The 16,178-nt window shown below is 46.2% G+C and carries 18 protein-coding genes; 9 read left to right on the top strand and 9 right to left on the bottom strand.

Annotated elements, in window-relative coordinates; translation table 11 throughout:
* Positions 1-2: 2 nt before the first annotated feature.
* Together M4D81_RS15600 and M4D81_RS15605 are read right to left on the bottom strand one after the other, a co-directional pair.
* Positions 3-1,715 (bottom strand): GMC family oxidoreductase, encoded by a 1,713-nt coding sequence (locus M4D81_RS15600; RefSeq protein WP_260067192.1) that lies wholly within the window; start codon positions 1,713-1,715, stop codon positions 3-5.
* A 30-nt stretch (positions 1,716-1,745) separates the two neighbouring features.
* The gene (locus M4D81_RS15605) at positions 1,746-2,507 is read right to left on the bottom strand and encodes a gluconate 2-dehydrogenase subunit 3 family protein (protein ID WP_260067193.1); all 762 of its coding nucleotides are present in this window, start codon (positions 2,505-2,507) and stop codon (positions 1,746-1,748) included.
* Positions 2,508-2,632: 125 nt separating this feature from the next.
* Here M4D81_RS15605 and M4D81_RS15610 point away from each other — a divergent pair, with 125 nt between their 5' ends.
* From M4D81_RS15610 to tatC, 3 genes are read left to right on the top strand one after another with little or no spacing between them, the layout of a single operon-like run.
* Positions 2,633-3,316: a hypothetical protein gene (locus M4D81_RS15610; RefSeq protein WP_260067194.1), complete on the top strand. Its 684-nt coding sequence runs from the start codon at positions 2,633-2,635 to the stop codon at positions 3,314-3,316.
* 17 nt (positions 3,317-3,333) lie between these two features.
* Positions 3,334-3,519: a twin-arginine translocase TatA/TatE family subunit gene (tatA, locus tag M4D81_RS15615; protein ID WP_071221680.1), complete on the top strand. Its 186-nt coding sequence runs from the start codon at positions 3,334-3,336 to the stop codon at positions 3,517-3,519.
* The gene (gene tatC, locus M4D81_RS15620) at positions 3,516-4,253 is read left to right on the top strand and encodes a twin-arginine translocase subunit TatC (protein ID WP_071221679.1); all 738 of its coding nucleotides are present in this window, start codon (positions 3,516-3,518) and stop codon (positions 4,251-4,253) included. The genes tatA and tatC overlap by 4 nt, the downstream gene beginning before the upstream one ends.
* A 98-nt stretch (positions 4,254-4,351) precedes the next feature.
* Here the strand turns inward: tatC and M4D81_RS15625 are convergent, their stop codons facing one another.
* The 3 genes from M4D81_RS15625 to M4D81_RS15635 all read right to left on the bottom strand — a co-directional run bounded on the left by M4D81_RS15625 (position 4,352) and on the right by M4D81_RS15635 (position 7,530).
* Positions 4,352-5,146, bottom strand: a complete 795-nt coding sequence (locus M4D81_RS15625) for an SDR family NAD(P)-dependent oxidoreductase (protein WP_260067195.1) — start codon at positions 5,144-5,146, stop codon at positions 4,352-4,354.
* Positions 5,147-5,290: 144 nt separating this feature from the next.
* Positions 5,291-6,346, bottom strand: coding sequence for an AraC family transcriptional regulator (locus tag M4D81_RS15630; RefSeq protein ID WP_260067196.1), 1,056 nt, complete (start codon positions 6,344-6,346; stop codon positions 5,291-5,293).
* 317 nt (positions 6,347-6,663) lie between these two features.
* The gene (locus tag M4D81_RS15635; protein ID WP_260067197.1) at positions 6,664-7,530 is read right to left on the bottom strand and encodes an SDR family NAD(P)-dependent oxidoreductase; all 867 of its coding nucleotides are present in this window, start codon (positions 7,528-7,530) and stop codon (positions 6,664-6,666) included.
* Positions 7,531-7,733: 203 nt separating this feature from the next.
* Here M4D81_RS15635 and M4D81_RS15640 point away from each other — a divergent pair, with 203 nt between their 5' ends.
* The 3 genes from M4D81_RS15640 to M4D81_RS15650 all read left to right on the top strand — a co-directional run bounded on the left by M4D81_RS15640 (position 7,734) and on the right by M4D81_RS15650 (position 9,238).
* Positions 7,734-8,030, top strand: coding sequence for a winged helix-turn-helix transcriptional regulator (locus M4D81_RS15640; protein ID WP_311200662.1), 297 nt, complete (start codon positions 7,734-7,736; stop codon positions 8,028-8,030).
* Between the two features lie 195 nt (positions 8,031-8,225).
* The gene (locus tag M4D81_RS15645; RefSeq protein ID WP_260067199.1) at positions 8,226-8,798 is read left to right on the top strand and encodes a TetR/AcrR family transcriptional regulator; all 573 of its coding nucleotides are present in this window, start codon (positions 8,226-8,228) and stop codon (positions 8,796-8,798) included.
* Positions 8,795-9,238 (top strand): DUF5367 domain-containing protein, encoded by a 444-nt coding sequence (locus tag M4D81_RS15650; RefSeq protein ID WP_260067200.1) that lies wholly within the window; start codon positions 8,795-8,797, stop codon positions 9,236-9,238. Before M4D81_RS15645 ends, M4D81_RS15650 begins: the two co-directional genes overlap by 4 nt.
* A gap of 80 nt (positions 9,239-9,318) precedes the next feature.
* Here the strand turns inward: M4D81_RS15650 and M4D81_RS15655 are convergent, their stop codons facing one another.
* Positions 9,319-9,870 carry a GNAT family N-acetyltransferase gene (locus M4D81_RS15655; RefSeq protein WP_260067201.1) on the bottom strand — a complete coding sequence of 184 codons (552 nt, stop codon included), beginning with the start codon at positions 9,868-9,870 and terminating at the stop codon, positions 9,319-9,321.
* A gap of 212 nt (positions 9,871-10,082) precedes the next feature.
* Between M4D81_RS15655 and M4D81_RS15660 the strand changes: the two genes are divergently transcribed.
* Genes M4D81_RS15660 through M4D81_RS15670 form a run of 3 tightly spaced genes read left to right on the top strand, consistent with a single transcriptional unit; the run spans position 10,083 to position 14,062 of the window.
* Positions 10,083-11,684 carry a spore germination protein gene (locus M4D81_RS15660; RefSeq protein WP_260067202.1) on the top strand — a complete coding sequence of 534 codons (1,602 nt, stop codon included), beginning with the start codon at positions 10,083-10,085 and terminating at the stop codon, positions 11,682-11,684.
* 34 nt (positions 11,685-11,718) lie between these two features.
* Positions 11,719-12,936, top strand: a complete 1,218-nt coding sequence (locus M4D81_RS15665; RefSeq protein WP_260067203.1) for a Ger(x)C family spore germination protein — start codon at positions 11,719-11,721, stop codon at positions 12,934-12,936.
* A gap of 34 nt (positions 12,937-12,970) precedes the next feature.
* Complete coding sequence (locus M4D81_RS15670) at positions 12,971-14,062, top strand: GerAB/ArcD/ProY family transporter (RefSeq protein WP_260067204.1); 1,092 nt, start codon at positions 12,971-12,973, stop codon at positions 14,060-14,062.
* A gap of 155 nt (positions 14,063-14,217) precedes the next feature.
* On the opposite strand, the gene M4D81_RS15675 is transcribed toward M4D81_RS15670, so the two are convergent.
* From M4D81_RS15675 to M4D81_RS15685, 3 genes are read right to left on the bottom strand one after another with little or no spacing between them, the layout of a single operon-like run.
* Entirely contained in the window at positions 14,218-14,934 is a 717-nt protein-coding gene (locus tag M4D81_RS15675) for a hypothetical protein (RefSeq protein WP_260067205.1), read from the bottom strand.
* Entirely contained in the window at positions 14,931-15,806 is an 876-nt protein-coding gene (locus tag M4D81_RS15680; RefSeq protein ID WP_260067206.1) for an ATP-binding cassette domain-containing protein, read from the bottom strand. Before M4D81_RS15680 ends, M4D81_RS15675 begins: the two co-directional genes overlap by 4 nt.
* Positions 15,803-16,174, bottom strand: coding sequence for a GntR family transcriptional regulator (locus M4D81_RS15685; protein WP_216531529.1), 372 nt, complete (start codon positions 16,172-16,174; stop codon positions 15,803-15,805). The genes M4D81_RS15680 and M4D81_RS15685 overlap by 4 nt, the downstream gene beginning before the upstream one ends.
* Positions 16,175-16,178: the final 4 nt, after the last annotated feature.

Here is a 16,178-nt window from a genome sequence, read left to right on the forward strand (position 1 = left end):
AGCTATACTAACAGCCCGCCCTTTTTGCTGTATTCCATAATTCCATCCACTGTGCGATAAGCAAGAGCCCCGACCGTGCCGGTCGGATTATAGCCGCTATTATGCGGGAAAGCGGATGCGCCTACCACAAACAAGTTTTCCATATCCCACATTTGCATGTAGTTGTTGACGGCCGAATTGCCAGGGTTCTCTCCCATAATCACCCCGCCGGTATTATGAGTCGATTGGTATGTCGTAATTTCGTAAGGTCCCAGTTCCTTCAATTTCATGATATTCTGGCCTCCCATCTCCTGCACAATCTCCGCGCAGCGATCGGAAAGATACCTGGCCAACTGGCGATCCTGCTCTTCGAAATCAAACGTGATTCGAATCAACGGGTCTCCGAATGCGTCCTTATAGGTGGGATCCAAATCCAGGTAATGATGCCGATAAGGCATCGAGGAACCTTGAGACCCTACGGTCAGTACACTGTTGGCATACTTCAAGGAATTCGCCTTAAATTCTTTACCCCAACGCGGTGATTCCTCCGGAACCGGATTGTTTTGAATAGGTCGTTGGCCGGTTACCGTATGGGCAATATTCCCCCCATGAATGAACTTCAGGTCCGAGTGATCGAAATTGTCGCCGTTAAAATCGTCCACGCTCATCCCTAGGCTTCCTGCACCGGCAAACAGATTGAATTTGTCCTCAAAAAATCCGGCGGCATTCCCCTTGATCACCTGATAGGCATAGTTTTTGCCAATCACGCCCGTCCCGCTGGACGAGTCGTATGGTTTGCCGATTTTCGAGAGAAGCATCAAACGGGTATTGTTAAATACATATCCCGTCGAGACAACGATATCGGCCGGCTGTTCGATTTCCTCACCGGTCGTTAGGTCCGTGTACATGACGCCCGTTGCCTTACCGCCCTTATGCAGAATTCTACGAACATAGGAATGGGTGCGGATTTCGAACTTTCCGGTTTTTTTCGCAACAGGAATCACGGTAACGACAGGATCCGCTTTCGCTCCGTATTCGCAGCCAAACCGCTCGCAGTATCCGCAATACTGGCAGGCCGCTCTTGAAATGCCATCCGGGTTCGTGTAGCTTTCCGACAAATTGGCTGAAGGCACCGTATACGGATTGAGTTTCAGGTTTTTCGCCGCTTCCGCAAACATCTTCATGGATGGCGTGTGAAGCATAGGCGGTGTCGGATACGGATTCGAACGTTTTCCTGCCATGGGATTTTCTTCGCCAGAGATGCCGGTCGTCTTCTCGAACTTATCAAAAAACGGCTCGAGCTGATCGTAGGTAATGCCCCAGTCCTGGATCGTCATTTCCGGCGGTATTTTATCTTTCCCATATCGTTCTTCCGTCATGCTCCGAATTTTAAAATCGTAGGGCAGGAAACGGAACGTTTGCCCGTTCCAGTGTACGCCGGCTCCACCTAGTCCCTCCCCTAACAGAAACGATCCATACTGCCTCATCGGCAGTGCACGTATTTTTTCGGTGCTCCGAAATGTAATCGTTTCTTTGGAGAGGTCCTGCATCAAATCGTATCGAAGCGCGTAACGGAGTTCATCGTGAGCCATGTAATAGTCTTCCGTTACCCTTTCTTTACCTCGTTCCAATCCGACAACGGATAATCCCTTCTTGGTCAATTCCGAAGCGATAATCCCGCCAGCCCAGCCGACGCCGATAATGACAACATCCGTTTTCGGTAATTTTTTGGCCATATGCGTACTCCTTTCGCTATAGATGAGCTGTTATAGGTGATCCTTTAAACTCTTCGGCGGGATGACGGTGAAATTCTTCTCGATAATATTCGTGTACGCCATTTGGTTACCCGGATATTGACGCATCGTCCAGCCCTGCATGTTTTTGTTCCCGCCATACAACGGATCACTGTAGACCCCTTCCAATGTGCTGCTGCGGAGCAGGTTAAAGAACCCGCTGGCCGAGATCGTTGTCAATTTGACCTCATCGTTCTGGAAGGCAGTTAACACGGCATCCTGTTCCTCTGGTGACAGGCTGGGGAAATCTTTCTGATACTTCTTTTGGCTGTAGTTCTGAATCTCGCGCAGACCAATGTAGAATATCTCCCGTCGTCTTAATCGGCCCTGATAACCTTGCGTTTTCTCTCCAACATAGAATGGGGGCTGCATATAATCTCTTGCATTGAACCCCCAGTCACCGGCCAGTTGGTGGTCGATGAAGAATGCTGCGCCGAGCTCTTTAGCGCCCGGACCGTTCTCATCCGCAGGAAAAATACGCTCTACGGCTGCTTCCGTGATCCTGTATTGCTCCTGGTTAAAGAACATTAATGCTTGGTTGTAGTTGTTATCATTCTGTTCAGGTGCCGGTGCTGCAGGCGGGGTTTCACGCTTCGGCAAAAGATATCCGAGTACACCGCCCAGCACGACACCTCCCACGGCATAACCGGAGTTTCTCAGAAACTTCCGCCGTGTCATCGTCTGCGAGCCGTCAGGCTTCGATGGTTTGGTTTGTTGTTCGTTTTGTTCGCTCAAACTCTCAGCACCCCTACTCTTCTTCATTTTTGAATAATGGGTATTGTCCCCATCAAAATTTCATTCATACATTATTCTCCATCCGGGCATGATAAAATTACTAACCGATATGGAGGCGAATGCTCATGAATCAATTGTGGAGCAGGTGGAAAGGCCCGATTATGGGCTCGGCACTGCTTCTTTCTTTAACAGCCTGCTTAAATCAAACCGACGACATTCAACAAAACGCGCAATCCGTGGAGCAGAATAATGCCGATGCCGTTCACTTGCACAGCACCGACGTGATCCCTAGCTATCATGGACCGAAAACCGAAACAACCAATGTCCATGGCAATACCACAAGCGGGATGGGCATGTCCGTGTACAGCATGATCGGCTCATCCAGCCTGCATGAAGGCGGTGTCTCTTCCCATGTCCAGTCAAGACTTGCAGGTCTGGGCATTGATGGAGTGAAAGCTTTTGTCCTCAATGACACGATTATTCTGGCACGTGCAGAATCACGCGTTTCTTCTAACCACTATGACAACATGCAGCAAAAGGTGTTAAGTCAGACGGAAGGAATGTCAGGCAAAGGCGAGCCGGATGAAGGAGTAAGCGGAGCAAAGAACGTGGACAACGATAATATGTCGCAAGCCAAAGAGCAAGTGAAGAAGATGTTTAATGAAGAAGTGCAAATTCTAACGGTAACGAATCCTCAAGCTCCTGCGCTGATCGACCGAATTGCCTCGAAGCTGCATGATGCGCCGCGCGACGAGTCGATCGCCAGAGATATTACTGAGCTGCTGCATATGGCATCGGATAAAAAATAAATAAAGGAGTTGATCATATGCCTCTGGGAAACATCGGAGTGACAGGGCTGATCCTCATTCTGTTGATCGCCTTGATTATTTTCGGTCCTTCGAAGCTGCCTGAACTGGGCCGTGCCTTCGGTCGAACACTGAGCGAGTTCAAAAACTCAACGCGTGAACTGGTTTCGAGCGAAGATATCCATGATGGAGATAAATTGAAATGACCCAGCACGAGCAAGAACAGGAGCAGCATATAATAGAGCACTTAACAGAGCTCCGCAAGCGGATTCTCATCACATTGGGCACCTTTTTGGTAGCCCTTTGTGCCGCTTTTCTATATGTTGAACCGCTGTATGAAATGCTGACTCGCGACGTGGAGGGTCAGCTTCAGATACTGGGACCAACGGACGTGATTTGGGTATACTTCATGATTGCAGGCGTTATAGCTCTTGCGGTGACGATGCCTGTTGCCGGATTTCAGGTATGGCGGTTCGTCGTACCCGGATTGAGTACTGTTGAGCGGCGTGCATCCCTGGCTTACATTCCTGCGATCGGAGCCCTTTTTCTATTGGGTTTGGCCTTTGGCTACTTTGTCATATACCCCATGGTCCTGTCCTTCCTGGATTCGCTGTCGCACCAGTTCATAACAGCATATACCGCCGAGAGATACTTCCGTTTTATGGTGCATATGACCGTACCGTTTGGTGTGCTGTTCGAAATGCCCGTCGTTATCATGTTCTTGACCTCGATTGGCATCCTGAATCCGCTCCGCTTAGCTAAAATGCGGAAAATCTCCTATTTGCTGCTGACGATTGCAGCCGTAACCATTACACCGCCGGATATCGTGTCGGACATCCTCGTCATTGTGCCCCTGTTCCTTCTATATGAGATCAGCGTTGGATTGTCTCGAATTGTATATCAGAAAAGAATGACCAGGCTGGAATTAATAGGTGAGTAAAAAACCAGCTTCGGATCAGGGACGCTGCGTATGAATACTAAAAAAGCTTGGAGATCTCTTTTAGATCCCAAGCTTTTAATATAGCCGATGTATATAAGTTAGAAAATCGTAGGCACCATTCCCCCATCCATACGGATTGGTGAACCTTTAAACGCGGATGCATAAGGACTGCACAGGAATGCAGCCAGTCTTCCGATTTCGAACGGCCTAATAAATCGTTGAATTTCGGATTGAGGCAGGTTTGTACTCATGAAAGCTTTCTCTTTTTCCGCAAAGGTCATATCTTCATTGGCGTATATGCCCTCGATAATATGCTGCACGTTCTCGGAGAGCGTCGGGCCGGGCAAAATCGTATTGACTGTTACTTCTGTACCTTTCGTTAATTTGGACAAGCTTTTTGCCAAGGATAGCAGCATGGATTTTGTCATGGCATACTGCGGCATTTGTCCAGAAGGCATCATGGCTTCTTCACTCGCCATGAAGATAATACGTCCAAAATCGTTCTTTAGCATGCCTGGCAAATAAAATTGAGTTAATCCGTTGGCTGCAAGCACATTCGTACGGAAGTAGGTATCCCAAACGTCATCGTTAACATCCTCGTACTGCATGATTTCGTATATCCCCATATTGTTAACCAGAATATCCACGTGAGGGTATTTATCAAATATAGCCTCTCTTTGCCCGATATCCACCAAATCGGCGGTCGCATTCTGAGGACTTGTATTCGGGAAATCCGACTTGATTTCATTAACGGTTCGTTGTACCTCTTCATCATTTCGTCCGTTGATAAGAACATGGACACCTTCTCTGGCAAGTTCAATGGCAATAGCCTTGCCTATCCCTTTCGTAGATCCTGTAACCAACGCTGTTTTATTGTTTAATCCCATATCCATAATATAAACATATCTCCTTTGTGCTCTGGATAGTGTTCATATTACATTGTATAGATAGCTGGGTAACTAGCATATCGCGCCAAAGTACTTGTATAACACGCCAATGGTAATTGATAAAGAAACCTGTGTTTTGATGTCCAAACGTTATGAATCCATGGTCAGCATATCTTGTCGGTGTTCGGATAGCGAAAGACTATTAAAATGTTCAGTGCGCCAATGGGATGGAGTATCTCCTTCCCAAAGACGGAATGCTCGGTAGAACGAGTTCTGATCTTCATATCCAATCAAAAAGGCAACTTCTTTGATATCGAGCGAGGGGTCTGCCAAGTACTCGATGGCCTGCTCATGTCTTGCTTGTGTCAACAATTGCTTGAAGCTTGCATTTGCATCCGTCAGCCTGCGCTGTAACGTACGATCACTCATATTGAGCTCCTTCGCCACGGACTGAATGTCAGGGCGCCCTCCTGTGAGACTGCGTTTCATGATCCATTTGACCAGGTCAGTAATGGAGCGGTGGCTCTGTAGTTCATCAAGCGAACGATCCAGAGCGGGAGTCAGAATCTCCAGCAATTCTTCGTTATACGAGATAAAAGGTCGGTCCAGATCTCTTCGATAGAGCGTTAATCGATTATGGTTTGCGCCCGTCCGGATGCGACAGCCAAAATAAGCTTCAAGAGCTTGTAAATCGCCCATAGGCTGCGAAAATTCAACCAATTGCGCGGTCAGCGGTTGACCTGTGCCCCGTCGTCCAAGCTCCAGAAGACATGCCAGTGTAATACCAACAAGCAGCGCCGGACCAGGTTGATCGCTTAGGTTCAGCCATTCCAGCTCGATGGTACATCGTTCGCCCTCCTCGGAGATTAGCAAGCCTTCGGGTGGACATAGCTGCTTATACCGAGCCATTCGGTTTATAGCATCCCGGTAGTCACGAGCGTGGTAAGGAGCTAAGACGGTCGGCGGGTATTTCGCCGTTTCAAAAGCGGTCGCAAGCTGGATGATGCCTTGGGCAGCGTCCCCCATGAGATCGGAATAGGCCTGCCAGATCGCGAAATATTGGGCGGTGGTGACTTCCTGCTCAGTAATGACGGTGAGCGGCAATTCCGCTTTGCGTGCCACGGCATGGGCGGAAATCCCTAATTGTTGTATTCCTTCCCATAATCCCGGCGGGATTTTAATTCGGTCAGAAGTATATGGCTTCATATATAATGCTCCTTTGACTACGGTTTATTGTAATGTTATTTATTCTCGATCGTGTAAAGGATGAAGTTTGTCATCCTGTATTGGACTTCTTATATTAAGCTCAGCCAAGTTGCAGGAGTCATCACGGTAGCTGTAGGCTTCGTTCTTTTGCCATGCGAGTAATACTCGAAACGTTATTATACAGCATATTAATGAAGATTGCAGACAATATACGAGTGGATCGTCGTGATACAAAATTGATACCTCCCGAAGGTACCGGGTTCAAATCGGCACTGCTTGTAATCCGAAGCTAATAACTCGCAAGAGCTACCACAATCCTAGTTGATCTTGAATTCACTGTGTTTTCGTTTAATCAATTCTAATGTGAGGCGAAGCAGCCTTTCGGATTGATTTTTGTTTAATATAACTTGAGCAATATCTAATTTCTTGTTTTGTTTATAAGCAGTCAGTGAATCTTTAGGCGGCAACTTTATGAAATGAAGAATCGGTTCTATTGCTTTCTGGACTGGCAGTCCGATAATTTTATAAATGAATTTGACCAATATTTGTAACAGCTTGTTACTGAATGCTTCCATCACCCCTTTTGTTTGAACGGCTCCGGGATTGAATAATACATACTTTATATTCGTATCTGCAGCACTTTGGGCAAATGCCAAGCCTAGCTGGTTATTAAGTCGGCTTCCATGCATGATAGCTTTAATGCTATTAAATGACTCCTCAGTTTGCAGCTGCAAATCATCCCATCTAATGTCCCCCTTCACGCCCGGAGCACATACGTTGATAATAAGCGGGGCCGCACTTCTTTTAAGTAGCTCTTGGAATTTAAAGCTCAGAGTAAATCGACTCAAATAATATAATGCAAAATGATGTTCAAATCCTTCTTTCGTCTCACGATATACTTTGTTGAATTTTTGGGATTGAGCGCAGAGAATCAATTGATCGATGTCGTTCACTCTATGCTTCACTTCGTTGACTATCCGAATATTTTCAGAGACGAGGCTTAAATCTGCTTTGAGAAATAAGAATCTATCTTCTCCATCTAACCGGGCTGCCTCTAGTCGCAAATCATCGCCTTTCTCAGAACTACGACCGATAATAATGACATGCTCTCCATTACGTAGAAGTTGTAAGGCTAATTCTCTTCCGATCCCATCGGTTCCTCCGGCTATTACAATCGTACGCATTGTGATTCTCTCCTCAACGATATATTTCTTTCCCATGATTGAATTACTACGAAGTATAATGGAATCAACCATGAGGTAACAGAAGGCACTTTATTCTTATTTAGTTTAATTAGATAAAGCTGCTTACTATAAGTAATAGCGAGGTGGGTTCGATGTATACACACAGCCAAAAAGAAGAATGTTCTGTTTCGATGGAGGAGGCCATGCAAATACTTGGGAGTAAGTGGACGTTCTGGGTCATCGGTGAACTTGCTACAGCTCCTCGACGATTCAATGCACTAAGGAGAGGCTTAGGTAACATTAGCACCAAATCGTTAACGGATGTTCTGCGCTCCTTGGAGCAGGCCCATATCATCCATCGTAAAGTGTTTGCAACTGTACCCGTAACCGTCGAGTATTCCCTGTCAGATAAGGGAAAGGATTTCCTTCGGGTGTACTACACCATGCAAGATTGGGGAGAGAAGTGGAAGGGTTATGATACACAGGAGAATGAAAGCTGAACGCCCAAGACCGATAGATGATTAAGCTGACGGATTACGATAGCTTAAATTACGACTTTTGGACACATGTAAATAATTCTGTTAACAAGAATAGCAGAGCGTATTCCGATTCCTCCATTTGACAAATCGAGTTTATTTTTTATACATTAGAGTTAGTTGTTCGAATAACTCACATACAAGGAAGGTGAAACGGTCATGGCGAAACCAAACGTCATCAGCAAACAAGAACTGCTCGAAGCTGCCCAAAAGTGTGTTGCAGAAAAAGGTATGGATAAATTAACTTTGAAAGCAGTGGCTGATCAAGCAAATGTCAGTCAGGGAACGGTCTATTACCATTTTCGAACCAAAGAGCAATTAATAATTGAACTCGTTGAGAGCCTATGTAATGCTTCATGGGTTTCAGTGGAGCATAACAATCGATCTGTTGAAGAAGCCATACAAGAAGCCAAGGAAAGATGCGATTATCATTCTGTTTACCATCGATTGTTTTTCTCTTCATTAGCTGCTAGCTTTCAGATCAAAGAGAACCGCAATCGAATGGGTTCCATGATTCAAGAAGAAAACAAACATCTGACTGATATTCTTACAGCCCGGTGGGGGGAATCACCCATAAAGAACATATCCATGGATCAGTGGGGAATTTTAATGAATGCTATAATAGACGGGCTGGCCGTGCAGGCTTTGTTGGACGAGGAGTTTCCGAAGGAGGATGTTTTTACCGCTTTGCACGTGTTTTTTGATTTCATGACCAATGAGGTGAAGCGATGAACGCACAACGGATCAAAAGCCGGCATGCTGGTCTTTTCTTATTGTGGGGATTCGTCCTTTGGCTGATCGCGACGATCATCTTTCATTATGGGGGGAACCTGCTGATTGATATCAGGCACCCGTTTAGAACCGCCTTGAGTTTTGCTGCCGCCATCCCTTTAATTTATGGATGCATCGCACCGTTGTTCTCATTTCTTAAGGTTCCGTATTCAGATCGTATCCGCCGTTCCGTCCAGATTGCTCTGCCTGGCATGTTCATGGACATTTTTTCGATTCTTTTCCATGATGTCGCTTTCCCTTTAATCTCAGAGCAGAGCCTCCCCCTATTGGCAGCCTGGCTCTTCTGGGCATACAGCTTGATTCTGCTGGTTGGGCTGAGCCCCATGAAATTTCGGTTCTCGTCACCTTTCATTAAGAAAAAGAAACTCCTTTTAAAATAGCAAAAAAAGAAGTCGCCGATACTGGCGACTTCTTGTACCTGTGTAATTTTGTTCTGTTGATATAAAGCATATACGAATAACTATGGCAGTTGCCGATATTCTTCCTCCAAAATCGACATCAAAATCATATCATGGAATCTTCCGTCCCAACATATCGAGTCCCGCAGGATACCCTCCCGTTTAAAACCAAGCTTTTCATAGACATGTATGGCCCGAGGATTAAACGCATATACACCTAACTCTATTCGGTGTAGACGTAAACTTTCGAAACCATGACGCAGCATGAGCTTCATGGCCTCCGTGCCGTATCCTTTATTGCTGTACTGACCGGAGATCGATATGCGAATATTGCAGCTGCGGTTGTTGAGGTTGATTTCGTTCAGGACCACTTCACCAATTAAACCGTCCGTTTCCTTCTCCGCAATCATCATATCCAGTCGATCCTCATGGGCGTATCCGATTTTATGAATCCAGGCGGCAATCGAATCCTTGGTAAACGCCTGCTGCGTTCCCGTTAACCGGTTAGACTCGGCATCCTGCAATAATCCGAAATAGGCATCAAATTCATCTTCCCTTACGGGGCGGAGCACTATGCGGTCCCCTTCGATTCGTGTTTCAAGCTTATTTTTCACAGCCCTAAGCCTCCAAGCCATTCATCCTTTTATTAGCGAGATATCAGCTAATTATAAGGTACCACCGATTCGTCGATCTGTCAGTCTACAAAACATTTATAGATAAACTAACCTGCCTCCAAATATGGATGAAGTCTTCACCTTGCAAAGAATATTAAACCCGAAATAGGGAACTTTAGATCGTATGAATCTTGTCAAAGCGAGCTGATCCCATGCCCTTTTTTAAACGAACAAAGCGAACCCATTCGAAAACGGCACTCCTTCATCATAGCGAGCAAACGGAGCAAACCGCCGAATCCTCTCGTCTCTCCGACCGCTTGGATCAGAATTTACATAGAATCAGAGAACAAACCGGCCACAGTCGGGATATCATCATTCGCACCCTAAGTCATATGTTCGGAAGCGATTGCACCCTGGCCGTCATTTATATCGATGGACTGGTTGATACGCTCACCATCAATCACTCGATTATGGAATCCTTAACCTCAAAGGATTTCGATGAAAAGCTGCATCATACCTCTAACCCTGCAGAAATCTTGTCCATCATCAAAAACCGTTTCTTATCCATAGGCAGCATTAGCGATTTTGAGCATGTGGAATCCTTGATCTCCGCTATGCTTGAAGGCAATACTGTCATTCTCATAGACGGTTCATCCCGAGGCATTATCGCCAGCTCTATCGGTGGAGAGGAACGCGGTGTAGAAGAGCCCCAATCTCAGACCGTCGTTCGCGGCCCGAAAGAAGGATTCACCGAAAATATCCGTACGAATACGGCCTTAATCCGTCGTAAAATTAAAAGCCCAGACCTCTGGATCGTGGACCGCAAGATTGGCCGCGTCACCCAAACGGATGTTGCCGTTATGTATTTGAATGGCATCGCCAATGATAAGATCGTGCAAGAAATATTGAATCGTTTAGACCAGATCGATACCGACAGCATCCTGGAGAGCGGGTATATCGAAGAGTTTATACAAGATACAACGTTCACCCCCTTCCCTACCATTACTAATACGGAGCGCCCGGATGCTATCGCTGGTGCGATTCTGGAAGGGAAAGTTGCCGTTTTGGTTGATGGGACACCGTTTGTGTTGATCGCCCCCATCACCATCTTCAAACTGTTTCAATCGAGCGAGGATTACTACCAAAAGTTCGATATCGCGACCTTTTTGCGGCTGTTGCGCATCATTTCCTTTATGGTATCGATGCTTCTCCCTTCACTTTATATTGCCATCTCCACGTTTCATCAAGAAATGCTGCCAACGACCTTGCTGATCAGCCTTGCAGCACAGCGGGAAGGCATCCCTTTTCCCGCCGTTGTCGAAGCCTTGGCTATGGAAATTACGTTCGAAGTATTAAGGGAAGCCGGTGTTCGTATGCCAAGAGCAATGGGCTCCGCGATCTCCATCGTAGGCGCGTTGGTTCTGGGTCAAGCTGCTGTACAGGCCGGCTTAGTGTCTGCTGCCATGGTTATCATCGTTGCATTTACCGCCATTGCAAGCTTTGTTGCGCCTTCTGTGAGCATAGCCAACTCCGCCAGACTGCTCCGTTTTGGTTTTATGATATTGGCGGCAACTTTAGGGCTCTTTGGAATTATGGCAGGATTAATCGCCATGCTGATCCACCTATCCGGCTTGCGATCATTCGGTTTGCCATATCTTACTCCGTTCGCTCCATTTATCCCATCAGACCAAAAAGACGTTCTGGTCCGTGTTCCATGGTGGGCCATGCTGACAAGACCGACCCTTATCAACCGTACTAACGCGAAACGGCAAAAAATGAACCAGCGTCCATCGCCTTCCGATGGCAAGAAATAATATATAACCGGTATAACTCGGAGGTGAAGAACAGATGAACCGGAAGCTGAATCTCCTGATTCTCATGTTGGCTGCCTCACTGCTGCTCAATGGTTGCTGGGATAGTCAAGAGTTAAACTCGCTTAGTATTGTATCGGCGACGTCCATAGACCGCAGCGAGGACGAATGGGTCATCTCCTTCCAAGTCGTCATTCCGCAGTCCATCGCCACCCAGACCGGCGGCGGAGCCGGGGGAAGCCAATCTCCGATCACCATCTTCTCCACCAGGGGCAAGACCATTCGCGAAGCGATGCAGAACGCGAATTTAGAAGCGCCGCGTGCGCTGTTTTTTGCCCATAACTCCGTACTGATTATCAATGAACAAGTCGTTCGGAATGAAGGCGTACGGCAAATCCTTGATTTTTTCCTCCGTCCGGTGGAAAGTCGGGAAACGATGTCGGTTCTCCTGACCAAGGATAAAGCCTCCAATCTATTGGAAGTGCTCATTCCATTAGAGAAAATAACAGGAAACGCGATTCAACGGGTCATTACCCAAGGACAAGAAAATCTGTCCCAAGTAAAAAATATTAAATTGATTGATTTTGCATCGATGGTCGCCAATCCCTACAAAAGCGCCATGGCTCCAGAGTTAAGGGTGTCCGGCAACCAAGAGGAACAATCTAACTTGGATGCCTTAAAGTCAACGCGTAATCAAGCGGTACTCAAACTTGGCGATTTGGGCGTATTTCGAGGAGACAAACTGGTGGGATGGATGAAGCGTAAAGAAAGCAGAGGCGTCGCTTGGCTCTCGAACAGCGTCCATAACCTGATCATTGTTACCCCATGCAGCGATCGAGACGCTTCCCGGTTGTCGAGTTACCGAGTCATCCAATCATCGACCCAAGTGGACCCCAAAATGGTCAACGGTTCGGTCAACATGATGATCCATATTCAAACAGTGGGGGCTCTCGATGAAACCAGCTGTACGATGGATTTGACGAACCCGGACGTTATTTCGAAACTCGAGGATACGATTGCCAAGCAGATCAAGGATGAGGTGCTGGCTTCGTGGAAGAGAATGAAGGATTTGAATGTGGACGTGGTTGGTTTCATGGATATGATTCACAGAAAGTATCCTGCTGCCAGCAAACACCTTACAAATTCGGAGAGACCGCTCCAGGAACTGGAACTTAAACTGAATGTAAAAGTCACCGTTGAACACACGAATATGATCAATAAACCCTTCTCGAATTTGATTGAACCCAATAAGTAGAACGCTATCGATACCTATAACAAGGAGGTCCCAAATGGAGAAGATCGGTAAATACCAAATCATTGCCATGACCATCTTGTTTATGATCGGCAGCACCCCTTTGTATGAACTGGGGATTGAAGCTAAACAAGATGCGTGGCTGGTCGTGCTGGTTGCGATGATCACGGGAATGTTACTGCTGTTCATCTATTTATATATCCAGAACCAAAATTCGGAGCATGCTCTTCCCCAAATTTTAAATCAGCACTTCGGCAAATATATCGGTTCCATCATTACTGCAGCCTATATCGTTTATTTTGCGTATGAATCCATGAGGAATACCCGCGAGTTCGCGGACATTATCAATATCTCCTTTCTCCCCAGCACACCGCTGTACTTCCTGATTCTCTTAATGGTGTTGCTGTCCGGTTATGCCGTATGGAAAGGCATTGAGGTATTCTTTCGCGTCACCGAATTCCTGCTTCCTTTCACGTTGATCGGGTATATCCTGATCGTTCTCATGTTCATCGGTTCAAATATCATTCATCTTGAGCGCCTTATGCCCATATTAGAAAACGGAATCCTGCCCGTGCTGCGAGCATCATTGCCGGAGGTGATTAGTTTTCCGTTCGGTCAGATCGTAGTATTTCTCATGTTTTGGAGTCATCTCGAAGACAAGAAAACGCTGTCCAAGGCATCCTTGTCGTCCTATATATTCGTAGGTATCTTTTTATTGATATTCAATATTTTAAATCTTGCGATTCTGGATCCCACCATAACGAGCATATCGACTTTTCCGCTGCTTCGGTCGGTTCGTCTCATTGAAATTGCCGATTTTCTGGAGCGTCTGGACCCGTTAATCATCCTGCTGATCTATATTGGCATATTCGTTAAAATGACCGCATTCTACCTCGGCGCCGTACTCGGTCTTTCCAGCCTGATCAATGTCAGCCATAAAAAAACAACCGTGATCGTGGGTGCTTTCATCTTTACCATTTCGTTCGTCTCTCCGAACTTTATTTATCATATCTGGATCGGGTTTGCTCAAAATTTGAAATACCATTTTCCTATCTTCCAGATCTGGGTCCCTTTGATTCTAGCGTTGATTATTTTAATCAAAAGGTCTCGCTCTTCCAAATCCGGCTGATTGGGAACTCAATACATTACAAGAATTTGTATTGAACCCATGAAAGAAATCCCCTCCAAATAGACTTTGATGCGCCGGGAAACACACTGTCTACTTAAAGGGGAACATATTCGCGTCCTTATTATCCGGATATGTGAACGGGGAGGATGCTGTAGTCACTCTCTCTGTTGTTTCGGTTGCAGTGAAGCATTACGCATCATCGGATAGGTGGTTAACAGCGCTGCCAAACCTGCGATTCCGGCTATCGTGAAACCGGTCATTGCATTCATATTTAATGTCGACAACCATACTATAGGTGCTTCAAGCATTCCCGAGTAGTAAAGAAACATAACTGCGATGGCAATGATCATGATACCGATTAATGTCCTTGTCATGCCCGCACGATACGTTATGCAGTAGATAAAAAAAGCGCCGCCGAACAAGATTAGTCCGACCATGAGATCGATCCATAAGTAAGGCAAAAATTGGTACTCACTGGAATGAAACATCCCCGCATGCGTAATGGATACCGAGCTGACTCCGCGATCGTATAATGTCCATAATATACATTGTAAGAGGTTTAAGACTAGCATATACACAAATACACTTGAAACGCCGATGACATAAAAGCTTTTCAGCATTTGAGTTCGTGTGCCTCCAAGGCTGACAGCAATAGGTAGAAGGCTTTTGAACCCCATGATCCCATAGAACGGGATAAAGAAAAAATACGCGGGGCTTGAAATAGAACTGAGTGTCTTATCCATATCAAAGGATGTCCCGATAATAATCCAGGCTGCGGTTAATGGCAGCGTAATGTACAGCAGAAGCAGCTTCCCCAAGAACCAGCTTGCATCTTCATAGATTAAACGAAACGTGCCGTACGTCGCGCTCATCGTACCCCCTCCTTCACATTATCCGTCATATGAAGCAAATAATCCTGAAGATGCGCTTTCTCCACGGAAATTCCATTACTGCGGCCTAGCTCTCTCCATTCGTCGGAGAACGGGACATCAATCATAACTTTCTTCACGGAACCGATGGTGCTTTCATTTAGGATCTTTTGGTTACCGATTAATTGATTCACTCGTTCGTGTTCACCGGTTATCCAGATCCCCCGTTCCCGCACCTCTTCCATCGGCTCATGTAACAGCAGCTTTCCGTCATGAACAACCACGATGGATTCCAGCAATGGTTGTAATTCCTCGATTTGATGTGTCGACACCATGATCAGGCGAGGAAACGCATCATAGCTATCCAGCAGCCGTTCATAGAACTTTTTTCGCATTCCTGCATCAAGCCCGTTGGTCGGTTCATCCAAGATCGTAACATCCGCCTGGCTGGCCAAACCGATCACAACCTGTAACGCCGTTTTCATCCCGGTCGACAGCTTCTTGGCTTTTTTATGCTGCGGCAGTTTAAACGTTTCCAGCAGCTCTTCTGCCAATTCCTGATTCCAGTTCGGTTTGAAATATTGATAAAACCGCAAGGCATCGCGTATGGTCCAAATATCACTGAATGGATGATCTTCCTGCATGTAACACAAATGTCGTTGGGCTTCCTGGTTATTGTATGGCCGGTGGCCCATAACCTCAATGTTTCCCTGACTAGGAATCTGATGCCCCGCAATCAGTTTCATCAACGTCGTTTTGCCCACACCGTTCCGTCCCCATAATCCCGTAATGACTGGATTTTGTTCAACGTATGACAATTCCTTGATCACGGGAACATCTTCGTAGGAAAAAGATACCTGCTTTAAAGAAATCATAAGTTCCCCTCCTCCTCCACTATGCACTCCATAACCTCCTCGACCGTCATGCCGATTCGCCTCGCCTCTTCCAGCATCGGACGAATATAATACTCCCGATAATGCTTTTGTTTGTCACGCAGCACCTGTTTCCTGGCCCCTTCCTTTACAAACATTCCTATTCCTCTCTGTTTGTAAATGATGTCCAGGTCTACCAAGGCTTGAAGCCCTTTACGCGCAGTAGCACGGTTAATGTTATAAAATCGGGACAACTCGTTCTCAGAAGGGACGCGCTCTCCTTCCTTCACTACACCATCCACAATATCATCCATTATCATTTGAGCGATTTGTTGAAAAATGGGCTGGGATTCATCCAACAAAGCTTTCAAGGTG

The sequence above is a fragment of the Paenibacillus sp. p3-SID867 genome, from assembly GCF_025142895.1.
GTDB lineage: Bacteria > Bacillota > Bacilli > Paenibacillales > Paenibacillaceae > Paenibacillus_AQ.